The organism is Glycomyces tenuis DSM 44171 (genome assembly GCF_000427885.1).
In the GTDB taxonomy this organism is placed as follows: Bacteria; Actinomycetota; Actinomycetes; order Mycobacteriales; family Micromonosporaceae; genus Glycomyces; species Glycomyces tenuis.
Map to the genome: position 1 here is coordinate 100,627 of NZ_ATYW01000009.1, position 13,437 is coordinate 114,063.

12 protein-coding genes and 1 riboswitch are annotated in these 13,437 nt (G+C 72.1%); of the genes, 4 read left to right on the forward strand and 8 right to left on the reverse strand.

Annotation, left to right across the window (positions count from 1 at the left end):
• Positions 1 to 358: 358 nt before the first annotated feature.
• Complete coding sequence (locus YWW_RS29965) at positions 359 to 1,168, reverse strand: TetR/AcrR family transcriptional regulator (protein ID WP_211228530.1); 810 nt, start codon at positions 1,166 to 1,168, stop codon at positions 359 to 361.
• A 77-nt stretch (positions 1,169 to 1,245) separates the two neighbouring features.
• On the opposite strand from YWW_RS29965, the gene YWW_RS0112100 reads away from it, so the two are divergent.
• Together YWW_RS0112100 and YWW_RS29970 are read left to right on the forward strand one after the other, a co-directional pair.
• The gene (locus YWW_RS0112100) at positions 1,246 to 3,048 is read left to right on the forward strand and encodes an ABC transporter ATP-binding protein (RefSeq protein WP_081687411.1); all 1,803 of its coding nucleotides are present in this window, start codon (positions 1,246 to 1,248) and stop codon (positions 3,046 to 3,048) included.
• A 2-nt stretch (positions 3,049 to 3,050) separates the two neighbouring features.
• Positions 3,051 to 4,874: an ABC transporter ATP-binding protein gene (locus YWW_RS29970; RefSeq protein ID WP_155830159.1), complete on the forward strand. Its 1,824-nt coding sequence runs from the start codon at positions 3,051 to 3,053 to the stop codon at positions 4,872 to 4,874.
• A gap of 74 nt (positions 4,875 to 4,948) precedes the next feature.
• Here the strand turns inward: YWW_RS29970 and YWW_RS0112110 are convergent, their stop codons facing one another.
• The 5 genes from YWW_RS0112110 to YWW_RS0112130 form a co-directional block, all read right to left on the reverse strand.
• Entirely contained in the window at positions 4,949 to 5,275 is a 327-nt protein-coding gene (locus YWW_RS0112110) for a hypothetical protein (RefSeq protein WP_026930323.1), read from the reverse strand.
• A gap of 399 nt (positions 5,276 to 5,674) precedes the next feature.
• Complete coding sequence (locus tag YWW_RS0112115) at positions 5,675 to 6,154, reverse strand: GNAT family N-acetyltransferase (protein ID WP_026930324.1); 480 nt, start codon at positions 6,152 to 6,154, stop codon at positions 5,675 to 5,677.
• Positions 6,155 to 6,220: 66 nt separating this feature from the next.
• Positions 6,221 to 7,018 (reverse strand): energy-coupling factor transporter transmembrane component T family protein, encoded by a 798-nt coding sequence (locus tag YWW_RS0112120; RefSeq protein WP_026930325.1) that lies wholly within the window; start codon positions 7,016 to 7,018, stop codon positions 6,221 to 6,223.
• Entirely contained in the window at positions 7,012 to 8,454 is a 1,443-nt protein-coding gene (locus YWW_RS0112125) for an ABC transporter ATP-binding protein (protein WP_026930326.1), read from the reverse strand. Before YWW_RS0112125 ends, YWW_RS0112120 begins: the two co-directional genes overlap by 7 nt.
• A 7-nt stretch (positions 8,455 to 8,461) precedes the next feature.
• Entirely contained in the window at positions 8,462 to 9,070 is a 609-nt protein-coding gene (locus tag YWW_RS0112130; RefSeq protein WP_026930327.1) for an ECF transporter S component, read from the reverse strand.
• A gap of 33 nt (positions 9,071 to 9,103) precedes the next feature.
• Positions 9,104 to 9,206: riboswitch (TPP riboswitch) on the reverse strand.
• A gap of 120 nt (positions 9,207 to 9,326) precedes the next feature.
• On the opposite strand from YWW_RS0112130, the gene YWW_RS0112135 reads away from it, so the two are divergent.
• On the forward strand, positions 9,327 to 9,668 hold the full coding sequence (locus YWW_RS0112135; protein WP_081687412.1) for an MGMT family protein: 342 nt from the start codon (positions 9,327 to 9,329) through the stop codon (positions 9,666 to 9,668).
• Between the two features lie 53 nt (positions 9,669 to 9,721).
• Here YWW_RS0112135 and YWW_RS0112140 read toward each other — a convergent pair whose 3' ends face one another.
• A complete protein-coding gene (locus YWW_RS0112140) occupies positions 9,722 to 10,261 on the reverse strand; it encodes a DUF1349 domain-containing protein (RefSeq protein ID WP_051325741.1) in 540 nt (179 codons plus the stop codon).
• Positions 10,262 to 10,372: 111 nt separating this feature from the next.
• On the opposite strand from YWW_RS0112140, the gene YWW_RS0112145 reads away from it, so the two are divergent.
• A complete protein-coding gene (locus YWW_RS0112145) occupies positions 10,373 to 12,484 on the forward strand; it encodes a RecQ family ATP-dependent DNA helicase (RefSeq protein WP_051325710.1) in 2,112 nt (703 codons plus the stop codon).
• Between the two features lie 19 nt (positions 12,485 to 12,503).
• Here YWW_RS0112145 and YWW_RS0112150 read toward each other — a convergent pair whose 3' ends face one another.
• Positions 12,504 to 13,319 carry an SGNH/GDSL hydrolase family protein gene (locus tag YWW_RS0112150; protein ID WP_026930331.1) on the reverse strand — a complete coding sequence of 272 codons (816 nt, stop codon included), beginning with the start codon at positions 13,317 to 13,319 and terminating at the stop codon, positions 12,504 to 12,506.
• Positions 13,320 to 13,437 lie beyond the last annotated feature (118 nt).

The following is a 13,437-nucleotide window of genomic DNA, read 5'->3' on the forward strand; positions in this document are numbered from 1 at the left end:
ATACTTCACAGACGACCGCGGTGTTTCCACTCGAGATCGCAGCTCGGCGGGTGACAGCGCGGCTGGGGCCTGTTTGAGCGTTCCGGGCGAGGCGGTATCCGCGTCCATGTGTTCGCTCGCAGTGCCAAGGTACGGCTCGCAAGCGTCGCCACGAGGGCGGAGGGGCGCCCGGATCCCGGTGTTGGATCCGGGTGCCCCGACAACGCAGCCTGCTGTTCAGGGCGAGCGCAGCGAGCACGATGTCGGGCGGTGGCGGGCGACGGGCACACGGCCGGCCGCCGCGCAGCGGCGTCCGGTTCGGGTGGTGGTGGGCGACGGACAGGCCGGGCAGCGCTCGTTGGGGGTTCGCGAGCAGGTCCTAGAGCCGGTCCGGGTCGGCCAGTTCCTCGAAGATCTCGTCCTCGGCATCGCGCAGGACCTGCTCGACCGCTCTGCGCGTGTCGTCCTCGCCGGGGGCGTAGGCGACGCGGCAGTCGGCCTCGGCGCGGGAACCGGTGTCGTGGAAGGCGGTGTCGGGCGCGTCGGACGGCTCGGCCTCCCGGCGCATGAAGTCGCCGATCCCGTGCTCGAGCAGGCGGAACGCGTGCTCGGCGGTGGCGACCGCGTCGGGGTAGATCTCTTCGGGCGTCTCCCCGGCGTGGATGCGCTGGAGGTTGGTCTGGGCGAGGATGTGCTGCGTGTGCATCAGCTGGGTGGCGACCAGGCGAGCGGTCAGCTCGGAGCTGCCCTCTTCGATGAGCGCCTGCGCCAGCAGCTCGGAGGCCTGCCGGCGGTGGTCCATGGCCTTGAGCGCCAGGCCGGGCGTCTGCCTGACGATCCGTTGCACCCGCAGCACCAGCGGGTGCAGGCTGAGACCGGCCATCGGTTCGTGGTGCTTCAGCATGCGAAGGAAGTACGCCCGCAGCGCGCTGTGCGGCGTCTGGCCGACAGGGCGCGACCGCACGACGTTGGCGGGTTCGCTTATATGCGCTTTGCCGCCGGCGAGGACCAGGTCCACCTTGGTCGGGAAGTAGTTGAAGACCGTCGCCTTGGAGACCTCGGCCGCCTCTGCGATCTCGGCCACAGAGACGTTGTCGAAGCCCTTCTCCTCGAACAGGGACAGGGCGGTCTCCATCAGCAGCACTCTGGTGGCGTGCTTCTTGCGCTCCCGCAGGCTGAGTTCTTCCACACTTTCAGTGTACCAGATCAAAATATGAACCGAATAAAAACTTGTACTCGGTCAATCATAGGGCTATGGTTGCCCACATGCCAGAAACCCGTCCATCCCCGTCCGCCTCGGCCGGGGCCCCGCCCGACGCTCCGGCCGAACCCGGCGGGCTCGTCCGGCTGCTGCGCGGCCACCTGAGCCCGTACCGGCGGCAACTCACCATCACAGTCCTCTTGCAGCTCGTGCAGACGCTCGCGATGCTGTACCTGCCCACGCTGAACGCCGACCTGATCGATCACGGCGTGATCGTCGGCGACACCGGATACGTGCTCCGGCACGGCGCGATCATGCTCGGCGTGACGCTCGTCCAGATCACCGCGGCCGGCGCCGCGGTCTTCTTCGGCGCCCGCGTCTCGATGGCCCTCGGCCGCGACCTGCGGAACGCCATCTTCGAGCGGGTCCAGTCCTACTCGCGGCGCGAGGTCGACCGCTTCGGGGCGCCCTCGCTGATCACCCGCACCACCAACGACGTCCAGCAGATCCAGCTGCTCGTGGTCATGTCGCTCATGATGCTGCTGATGGCCCCGGTCATGGGCATCGGCGGGCTCGCCCTCGCGCTCGGCCAGGACGTGCCGCTGTCGGGCGTGCTGCTGGTGGCCATCCCGATCCTGGTCGTGGCGATGCTCGCCATCATCCGCGCCATGATCCCCTCCGCCAGGGCGATGCAGGAGCGGATCGACTCGGTCAACCGGGTCATGCGCGAGCACATCACCGGCATCCGGGTCATCAGGGCGTTCGTGCGCGACCGCCACGAGCAGGACCGCTTCGGCGAGGCCAACGGCGACCTCATGGCCGTCTCCCTGCGGGTCGGCCGCATCCAGGCGTTCTTCGGCGCCACCGCGATGGCCATCTCGAACCTGACCTCGATCGCGGTGGTGTGGTTCGCGGCCGGACGCATCGCCGACGGCGGCATGCAGGTCGGCTCGCTCATCGCCTACCTGAGCTACGTCTCCCAGATCCTCATGGCCGTCATGATGTCCATGGGCGTGTTCATGATGGCCCCGCGCGCCAAGGTCGCGGCCGGGCGCATCCTGGAGGTCCTCGACACCGAGCCGAGCGTCGCGATCCGGCCGGAGCCGGTCACCGCGCTGCCCGGCCGCGGCGAGCTCGAGGTCAAGGACGTCACCTTCCGGTACGAGGGCGCCGAGGAGCCGGTGCTGCGCGGCGTCGACCTCATCGCCGGGCCCGGCGAGACCACGGCGGTGATCGGGTCGACCGGCTCGGGCAAGACGACGCTGCTGAACCTCGTGCCGCGGCTGTTCGACGTGGACGGCGGAGCGGTGACGATCGACGGGGTCGACGTGCGCGAGATGGACCGGGCCCTCATCGCCTCCACCGTCGGGCTGATCCCCCAGCGGGCCCACCTGTTCTCGGGGACGGTGGCCTCCAACCTGCGTTACGGGGACCCCGAGGCGAGCGACGCCGAACTGTGGCGGGCGCTGGAGATCGCGCAGGCCGCGGACTTCGTCCGCGCCATGCCCGACGGCCTGGAGACGGCGATCGGCCAGGGCGGCTCCACGGTCTCCGGCGGCCAGCGCCAGCGGCTGGCGATCGCCAGGACCCTGGTCGCCCGCCCCAAGATCTACCTGTTCGACGACTCCTTCTCGGCGCTGGACACCGCCACCGACGCGGCGCTGCGCCAGGCGCTGTCCTTCGAGATCGCCGACGCCGCGCTCGTGATCGTGGCGCAGCGCGTCTCGACCGTCCGCGACGCCGACCGGATCGTGGTCCTCGACGCCGGCCGCGTGGTCGGGGTCGGCACGCACGAGGAACTGGTGGAGGGCAACCCCGTCTACGCCGAGATCGTCGATTCCCAGCTGTCCCTTCAGGAGGCGTTGTGACCATGATGAGGCCGGGGGGCGACCCGGCGGACGCCCAGGCCGCGGACTTCCGCGGCACCACCCTGCGGATCCTGCGCATGCTGCGCGCCGACCGGCTGCGCATCGCCGGGATCGTCGTCTTCGCCGTGGCCAGTGCCGCCGCGATGCTCGCCGTCCCGCGCATCCTCGGCGACGCGACCGACCTGGTGATCCAGGGCATCGGCGACGGCGGCGTCGACTACGCGGCGCTGGCGCGCCTGCTCGGCTTCGGCTCGGCTCTGGCGGCCGGCTCGTGGCTGGTCACCGTCGCCATGGGCCGGACCATCGCGGGCCTGGCCCAGCGCATGGCGTACGAACTGCGCCAGGCCGCCGACGCGAAGGTCGCCTCGCTTCCTCTGCGGTACTTCGACTCGCGGCCGCGGGGCGAGGTGCTCTCCACGGTCACCAACGACATCGACAACCTGACCCAGACCGCCCAGCAGGTGTTCCAGCGCATGGTGTTCAGCCTGCTGATGCTCCTGGGCGTGCCGATCATGATGCTCACGATCTCGCCCCTGCTGACCCTGGTGGTGCTGCTGACGGTGCCGCTGACGCTGTGGGGAGCGAAGGTCATCGGCAAGCGTGCCCAGCCGCGGTTCGGCCGGCAGTGGGCGGCCACCGGGAAGGTGAACGGGCACGTCGAGGAGATGATCACCGGGCACCAGCTGGTGACGGTGTTCGGCCGCCAGGACGAGTCGGTGGCGATCTTCAAGCGCCACAACGACGAGCTGTACACCGCGGCCACGAGCGCGCAGTTCCTGTCCGGGCTGATCGCTCCGGCCCTGGGCTTCCTGGGGTCGGTCACCTATGTGCTGGTGGCGGTGATCGGCGGTCTGCGGGTCGCCGCCGGGTCCATCTCGATCGGCGAGATCCAGGCGTTCATCCAGTACACGATGCAGTTCTCCGGGCCGGTCAACCAGATGGCCGCGATGTCGAGCCAGATCCAGTCGGCCGTGGCCTCGGGCGAGCGGATCTTCGAGCTGCTCGACGCCGAGGAGCAGAGCCCCGACCGGGCCGCCGAGCCCGGCGCGCTGGACACGGTGGAGGGGCGGGTGGCCTTCGAGGACGTCTCGTTCAGATACCTGCCCGACGAGCCGCTGATCGAGCACCTGTGGCTGAGGGCCGAACCCGGCCAGACCATCGCGATCGTCGGCCCGACCGGTGCCGGCAAGACGACGCTGGTCAACCTGCTGATGCGCTTCTACGACCTGGACGCCGGGCGGATCACCGTCGACGGCCGGGACATCGCGGCGATCACACGGGAACGGCTGCGGCGGCGCATCGGCATGGTCCTCCAGGACACGTGGCTGTTCGGCGGCACGATCGCCGAGAACATCGCCTACGGCAGGCCCGAGGCCACGCGGGACGAGGTGGTCGCGGCGGCCTCGGCGGCGCACGCCGACCACTTCATCAGGACGCTCCCGGACGGCTACGACACGGTGATCGACACCGACGAGGGGAGCCTGAGCGCGGGCGAGCGGCAGCTGATCACCATCGCGCGGGCCTTCCTGATCGACCCGTCGATCCTGATCCTGGACGAGGCGACCAGCTCGGTCGACACCCGCACCGAGATGCTGGTGCAGCAGGGCATGGTGGCGCTCCGGCAGGGCCGCACGAGCTTCGTGATCGCCCACCGGCTGTCGACCATCCGCGACGCGGACGTGATCGTGGTGATGGAGCACGGCCAGGTGGTCGAGCAGGGCAGTCACGAGGAGCTGCTGGTCTCGGGCGGCGCCTACGCCCGCCTGTACACGGCGCAGTTCTCCCAACCGGCCGTTGAGGAAGCGGAGGAGGCTCCTATCGGATAGAGGCAATCGAGCGGAAACCAGCCGGCGCGGCCCGAATCGAGAACACCAGAGCGCGGTTCGGGCCGCGCACCGCGTCAACTCAGGATGCCGGTGGAGCAGCGGCGATGCCACCACGGTCCCGGCGGCGCGTGCGGGTCGGGGAGCGTGCGCTCGAGGAAGCGCCGGTCGATCGGTTCGAGCAGCCGCCGCAGCTCCGACGCGGACTTTCGGGGCACCCGATGGAGGGCGAACTCCAAGATGTCTCTGGGCGGCGGCCCGAAATAGAGGTAGTCGTATTCGAAGTACTCGCAAGGTGCGGTCAGCCAGCGGTAGGGGCCGAACGCGCGTCGCCGCCAGGTCATGAACGCGGCCGAGATGTCCCCCGGGTCCAGGCGGGGGTCGTGATGTTCGAGCCGCCGCATCGCCGCGGTGAGCGAACCGGACGCACCCGGGATCCGGGCTATGCGTATCGGCCGCCAGGGCTGGGGGCGGGAGGGCTGGGAGGCGCGTACTCGCGCGGGCGGCCTACGCGGCATCGCCCTTTCTGTTGTCGATGGTCACGCCGATCATTGTGCCCCATGTCGTCTACGGCCCGGCTGCCTGCGTAGGAACCATCGGGGCCGCACGCCGACCCCGCATCGTCACGGGCCGGTCTGTCGCCACGTCGTTTAGGCGAAACGGTGCGCACACCGCCCGGCGGGAGAGCGGCGTCCTGCCTTCGCCGTCCCGGTCTGCAGCGGCGGGCGCGTACCGGCCGGCAGGGGAACGGCGAGGGCGACGCCGCCGCGGTTCCGGCCGACGGCGCCGCACCGGAGTGTCCCTCAGCTCAGGACCCGCTCGAAACAGATCGACAGGGGCGAATCGCGGTAGTGGCCGAACGGGGGGATCCTCCGAAAGCCCTCGCGTTCGTAGAAGCGCTGCGCGGCACGCTGCTCGGTGCCGGTCTCCAGGCGCAGTGCGCTGCGGCCGTGCTCCATCGCCTTCGCCTCCAGGGCCCGCAGCACCGCGACCGCGGCGCCGCCGCCGCGCGCCCGGGGCGCCACGTACATGCGTTTGACCTCGGCCGTGGCCGCGTCGATCCACCGCAGGGCGCCGCATCCCACGGCCTCGCCGTCCGCGGGGTCGAAGGCCACCAGGAACAGCGCGACGTCCTCTTCTGAGGGAGGCGGTCCGGGCTCGGTGTCGCGGCCGCCGTAGGAGGCGTTGATCTCGTCCCTCTGGCGGGCCCGCAGTTCGCTTCCGGCGGCGTCGTCCCACGGCCGTTGTTCGACCCGCCACCGGGTCCCGGTCGTCTGGGTCATCGTCTGCTCCTCAGGACGTGCGTGCCACGGCTGCGGGCAATGGTACGGGCGCGGGGCCGGTTCGAGTCAGATCAGCATCTCGAAGGTCCCGAGGGCCGCGCTGACCGCTACGGCGGCGGCCGAGACGGCGACCGCCGCCGCCAGGAGGAGCCAGTCGGGCGCTCGCATGCGCTGCACTCTGGCGTGGGTGCGCGGCATCTCGGAGTCGAAGCCCCTGGCGTCCATGGCGGCGGCGAGGCGGCCGGCCCGGCGCATCGCCCCCACCAGGAGCGTGAACATCGTCGAGGCGAACAGGCGGGCCCGCCGCAGCGGGTTCCGTCCGCCCTCCATGCCCCGGGCCCGGCGGGCGGTGGTGATCTGCCGCCACTCCGCGCCGAGGAGCGGGAGCATGCGCAGGGCCGCGAGGGAGCCGATGGTGAACCGCGGCGAGGTGCGCAGCTGCTGTGTGAGGGCGTCGGCCAGGTCGGTCGGGTCGGTGGTGGCGAAGCCCAGCACGCCGACCGTCGCGGCGACGCAGACCCGCAGTCCGATCGCCACGCCGTCGGTCAGGGCGCCCGCACCGATCTCCAAGGGGCCGAGCGACAGGAGGGTCGTCCCGGTCTGCTCGGCCGCGAAGACGGTGTTGGCCGCCGCGACGGCTCCGGCCGCGAACCACAGCCACCGCAGGCGGCGCAGCAGCGGTCCCCATTGGACTCCGCTGAACGGTGTGGCGACGGCGAGGGCCGCGAGCAGGAGCAGCGGCGTCAGCCAGTCGGCGGCGACGAGCGCCGCGGTCGAGACGGCGATGACCGCGAACAGCTTCGTCACCGGGTTGGCGCGGGCGATCGGCGCGTCCGGTCCGCAGATCGGTGCGATGGTCAGCATCGGCGCGTCTCCGAGCGGACCCTGCCGTCTTCGAGCGCGATCTCGCGGCTCGCCAGGGCGGCGACGAAGTCACGGTCGTGGGTGACGGCCAGGATCGCGGTGCCGTCGTCGCGGATGTCGGCGGTGAGGTCGACCAGCTCACCCCAGGTGCGCCGGTCTTGGCCGAAGGTCGGCTCGTCGAGCAGGAGGACGCCGGGGGCGGCCGCCAGCGCGCCGGCGACCGACAGCCGCCGGGCCTCGCCTCCGGAGAGCGTGTGCGGGTTGGCCTCGGCCAGCGGGGCGAGGCGGAGGCGTTCGAGCAGTTCGGACACGCGGGCGTCGATCCTCTCCCGGGGCCATCCGGCGGCGCGCGGAGCGAAGGCGAGTTCGTCGCGGACGGTGGCGGTCACGAACTGGTGCTCGGGGTCTTGGAAGACCGAGCCGACGCGGGTCGCGAGTCGGTTCGCCGGGAGCCGGTGGAGCGGCGTCCGCTCGCCGGGGACGGTCGCCTCGCCCCGGGTCGGCTTGACCAGGCCGCCCGCGAGGAGCGCGAGGGTGGACTTGCCCGAGCCGTTCGCGCCGGTGACGGCGAGCAGTTCGCCCGCGCGGAGGTCGAAGTCGACGCCGTCGAGGGCGGGCCGGTCCGCTCCGGGGTAGGTCAGCGAGAGCGACTCGCCGTGCAGGCGCGACTCGCCCGGAGTGCCGCCGGGATGGGCGGGGAGGGGAGCGCCGGGGACCCAGACGCCCTGCGCGGCAAGGGTGTCGCCGTGCTCGGCGAAGACCGCTTCGGCGGGGCCGTCGGCGAGGAGTTCGCCGCCGGGGCCGAGGGCGACGACCCGGTCGACGAGGTCGAGGATGTCGGCGACGCGGTGCTCGACGACGATCAGTGTGGCGGGGGTGTCGGTCAGCGCGGCCCTCAGTGCCTCCCGGATCGCTCCGGCGCCTTCGGGGTCGAGGTTGGCGGTCGGCTCGTCGAGCAGGATCAGCTCGGGCCTTCGCGCGAGGACGCCGGCGAGCGCGAGGCGCTGCTGCTCGCCGCCGGAGAGGGCGTGGGTCGGATGCCCCATGGGGTAGGGGAATCCGACCGCTTCGAGGGCTTCGCGGACGCGCGGCCAGATCTCCTCGCGCGGCACGGCCTGGTTCTCGAGTCCGAAGGCGACGTCGTCGCCGCTGCGGGCCATGACGAGTTGGGTCTCGGGGTCTTGGAAGAGCATGCCGACGCAGCCGCGTCGGGAGGCCGCGTCTTCGCCGTCGAGCAGGACTCGGCCGTGCCGCTCGCCGGAGTCGGTGGTGAGCAGCCCGGCGAGCGCGGCGAGCAGCGTCGACTTGCCCGAGCCGGAGGGGCCGAGCAGCAGGACCCGCTCCCCCGCCTCGACGCGCAGGTCGACGTCGGCGACGGCCGGGGCTCGGCGCCCGGCGTGCCGCCATGTGAAGCCGCTGAACTCGACCGAGATCATCGGCCGGTCAGATCCTGGCCCGTTCGCGCCCGGCCGGGAAGCGGTCGAGGACGCCGGTCGGCAGCATGGCCTTGACGAGGGCCTTGGAGCCGAGGCCGGCGACGAGGGCGCCCGAGAGCATCGCGAAGGCGATGTAGGGGACCTGGTAGGTCCACAGCTCGTAGTTGGCGTAGTAGACGACGACGTCGTACAGGGTGGCCGCGAGGCCGGCGAGCGCGCCGGCGGCCATGGCGGTCGGGGTGCCGAAGCGCCGGTAGCGTCCGGCCGCGAAGGCGAGTTCGCCGCCGGCGCCTTGGAAGATCCCCTGGTAGGCGATGAGCACGCCCCAGGGGGAGCCGAGGTACAGGGAGATGGTGGAGGCGAGGAACTCGGTGAGCAGTCCGGCGCCGACGCGCCGGACGATCAGCGGGGCGAGGACGGCGGGGATGAGCCAGACGCCGTAGAGGACGCCTTTGAGCGGGAGCAGGAAGGCGAGCGCGGGTTCGAGGCCGGCCCAGGCGAAGTTCCACGCCCAGAAGACGACGCCGAAGGCGACGGCGAGGACGGCGCAGGTGACGATGTCGAGGGTGCGCCAGCGTGCGCTGGAGGCGAGGGCGGGGCTGTCGGCGGTAGGCATGGGCGCTGCCTTTCAAGGTGCATGGACGCGACGCGACAGCGGCAGACGACTTCCTACGCCGGTATTACCCGGATCAGGTGTGAGGGTCTGCGGTCGGTTCCGCACTCTCAGCCAATCGGCTCCCCTGTCAGCTTCGACGTTAACACCACGCGAACGGCCCATAGCGCGACTGGCGCGCCTCAGTGGCGCGCGACGCCCCCGGGGGGCGTGGTGGGCTGCCTCCGCGGGCGCGCCGGCGGACCGTAGATTGGCTCAGATGGCGACAGAGCAGGATTGGGAACTGGTCCGGCGCGTGGTGGCGGCGCTGCCCGAGGGGACCTGGACGTCGTACGGCGACCTCGCCGAGCTGATCGGCACCGGGCCGCGCCAGGTCGGGGCCTACATGCGGGACGGCGACGTCCCGCGGGCCTACCGCGTGCTCACCGCGAGCGGCAAGGTCTCCGCGGGTTTCCGCTGGTCGGACGGCCGGACGGGCCGGGACGTGCCGGATCTGCTGCGCGAGGACGGCGTGTCCGTCAGCCGCGGCGGCGTGGCCGACCGGTCGCAGCGCATGTACGTCTACGACCTGCGTCTGCTCGCGATGGAGCTGGCCGACTGAGCCGGCGGGTCGGCGCGGCGTGAGCGCCGACCGCGTGCTCGGCGCGGATTCGGCTAGTGCAGGTTCTCGTCCGGTTCGACCAGCTGCCAGGCGCTGAACGAGACGGTCAGGCCCGAGCGGGACGGCGCGCAGCAGAACGGCCCGGCCTTCGCGCTCGCGTCCCCGGCGAACGGGGCGAGGCGGACGAGCCGCCACGGCTCGTCGTCGACTCTGGCACGGATGGCCACCGCGTCGTCCATGCGGCTCGCGCGGACGGTGACGTCCCTGCCGGCCCATTCGGGCACGGGCCCGGTGGACCAGTCCGAGTAGGTGTCGGTGACGACCGCGCCGAGTTGCAGTGCGCCGTCGGCGTATTCGACGCCGGCCTTGATCCAGCGCTCCTCGTCGACGCGGATCATCAGCCCGGCCTGGTCGAACTGGGAGTCGAACGCCGCCGCGAAGGTCACCTCGACGGCGCGCTCGCGGTCCCATTCCTCGAGCAGGGAGTGCTCGTTGTCGTTGATGTACCCGTAGGCGGTGCGCCGCCAGGCGTCGCTGCCCTCGGCGGCGGTGACCAGCAGGCGGTCACCCTCTTCGACGGCGCTCACCGGCATGGTCGTCCAGCTGCCGGCCTTCCACGGCACGGCCAATGGTGTATCGGTAGTCACAGTGCCAAAGCGTAGCGGTGCCGCGGTCCGTCACACCAGTGCGGTACAACGGTTGGCATGGCAGGAATCGGGAGCACCGCGGTGAACACGGCCAGAGACGAGGCGGAGCGCCTGCTCCGGGCCTTGGCGGGCGAGGGCGCGCGGCTGCGCGAGGACCAGTGGCGGGCGATCGAGGCGCTGTGCGACGGCTCGGGCCGCCGGGTGCTGCTGGTGCAGCGCACGGGCTTCGGGAAGTCGGCGGTGTACTTCGTCGCCACGGCGCTGCTGCGCCGCCGCGGCGCGGGCCCGACGGTCATCGTCTCGCCGCTGCTGGCCTTGATGCGCAACCAGATCGAGGCCGCCGAGCGGGCGGGGGTGCGAGCGCGGACGATCAACTCGGCGAACCTGGAGGAGTGGGACGCCATCACCGAGGCCATCGCGGCCGACGAGGTCGACGTGCTGCTCATCAGTCCCGAGCGGCTGAACAACCCGGCCTTCCGCGACTTCCAGCTGCCGAAGCTGGCCGCGGGCTGCGGGATGCTCGTGGTCGACGAGGCGCACTGCATCTCCGACTGGGGCCACGACTTCCGGCCCGACTACCGGCGCATCGCCACGTTCATCGACGGCCTGCCCGAGTCGGTGCCGGTCCTGGCGACGACGGCGACGGCGAACGCCCGCGTCAGCGCCGACGTCGCCGAGCAGCTCGACCGGGACGGTTCGGAGACGCTGGTGCTGCGCGGGAGCCTGGACCGGGAGTCGCTGCGGCTGTCGGTCGTCGACCTGCCGGACAACGCCCACCGCATGGCATGGCTCGACGAGCGCCTGCCGAAGCTGCCGGGCTCGGGCATCGTCTACACGCTCACCGTGGCCGCCGCGGAGGAGGTCGCCGAGTACCTCGGGGGCCGGGGCCACGCCGTGGCCTCCTACACCGGCCGCACCGACAACGCCGAGCGGCTCGAACGCGAGGAGGCCCTGCTCGGCAACGAGCTCAAGGCGCTCGTCGCCACCAGCGCGCTCGGCATGGGCTTCGACAAGCCGGATCTGGGTTTCGTCGTGCATCTGGGCGCGCCGTCCTCGCCGGTGGCCTACTACCAGCAGATCGGCCGCGCGGGCAGGGCGTGCGACCGCGCCGAGGTGGTGCTCATGCCGGGCAGTGAGGACCGGGCGATCTGGGACTACTTCGGCTCGCTGTCCTTCCCCGCCGAGGACGCGGTGCGCCAGACGCTGCGGGTGCTGGCCGAGGAGGGCCGACCGCTGTCGACGGCGGCGCTGGAGGCGCGCGTGGACCTGCGGCGCACGCGCCTGGAGATGATGCTCAAGGTCCTCGACGTCGACGGCGCGGTCCGCCGCGTCAAGGGCGGCTGGGAGGCCACCGGCTCCGAGTGGGTCTACGACGCCGAACGCTATGCGACGGTGGCGGCCGCCAGGAAGCACGAGCAGCGGCGGATGCTCGCCTACGAGGCCACCGGCGAGTGCCGCCTCCGGTTCCTCAGGAGCGAGCTCGACGACGAGGGGGCCGCGCCGTGCGGGCGGTGCGACAACTGCACCGGCGAGCGCGCCGAGGCGGACGTGTCGTCCGAGGCCCGCGGCGAGGCCGCCGCGGCGCTGTCGCGGCCGGGCGTGGTCTTCGAGGCGAAGCGGATGTGGCCCACCGGGTTGCAGGCGATCGGCATCGACCTCAAGGGCCGGATCCCGGCCGAGCGGAGCGCCGAGCCGGGGCGGGCGCTGGCCAGGCTCTCCGACATCGGCTGGGGCGGGCCGCTGCGCGAGCTGCTGTCGGACGGCGCGGACCGCGAGGTGCCCGACGACGTGTTCGCCGCGGTGGTCGAGGTCCTGGCGGCCTGGGAGTGGAGCGAGCGGCCCTCGGCGGTGGTGTCGATGGGTTCGCTGACGCGGCCGCGTCTGGTGAACGGCCTGGCCGAGCGGCTCGCGAAGCTGGGGCGCATGGACTGGCTCGGCCCGCTCGGGCGCCCGCCGGGAGCGGCCTGGGCCGCGCGGCGCGCGAACAGCGCGCTGCGGCTCCAGCAGGTCCTCGATTCGTTCACCGTGGGCTTCGCGGTGCCGGAGGCGAGCGTGCTGCTGGTGGACGACGTGCGCGACAGCGGCTGGTCGATGACGGTGGCGGCGGCGCGGCTGCGCGAGGCGGGCGCGACGGCGGTGCATCCGCTGGCTCTCGCGCTCCAGGCTTGAGCTCGGGGCCCGGCCGGGGTCAGAGCGCTTCGCTCAGGGCGGCGTAGTAGCCCGCCTCGTGGCCTTCGGCGGTGGGGTGGAAGGAGCCGGTGCCGGTGTAGCCGTGGAGCCAGGGGTCCTCGTCGCACACGGCGTGGCCCTCGAAGGCCTCCCGCACGTCCACATAGGTGAATCCGTGGGCTTCGGACCGCTCCGCGACGACCTCGGAGAGCATGTCGGCGCCGAGGTTCATCAGATCCTGCTCTTCGGCGCTCACGTGCGGGATCGACTCGCAGGGGCCCTCGCCGTTGAACAGCCGGGGGTAGCCGATCACGTAGACCTCGGCGGCGGGCGCGCGGTCCTTGATGCCCGTGTACGCCTCGTCGAGCAGCGTGGGCAGCTCGTCCTCGATGGCCTTCACGGCGTCGTCGAGCGCTGGGGTGCAGTCGTGCTCATCGGGCATCATGCAGGCGGCCAGGGAGACGCCCCAGCCGATGTCGTTGCCGCCGATGCCGACGGTGACGAGGTCGGTGCCCCGGCTCAGGCCGTCGAGCTGCTCGTCGAGCAGGTCGTCGGTCTCCGCGCCGGAGCAGGCCGCGAAGTCGAAGTCGACGCCGAGGTCCTCGGCGAGCAGTGAGGGGTAGGCCCGTTCGGAGCGCAGGCATTCCTCGTCGGTGTAGGCCTCGGCGCCGGTCCCCGAGGAGTAGGAGTCCCCGAGGGCGGCGTACTCGAAGCGGTCGGTCTGGAAGCGTCCGGTCTGGGCGGAGGCCGCCGAGAGCACCAGTACGACGGTGGCGGCCGCGGCCACCGCGATGGCGGCGACGGCCCCCGCCGCCGCTCGTCCGCCCGGTCTCATGCGATCCCCTCTCGTGTTGTGGTCCTCGCCGATTCTATTGGCGCGCGCCAGGGCCCGTTAACCTCACTCCGGGAAGGGCGTTGAGCGGCGCGGACGTCGACGCCGCCGGCTCGCGCGG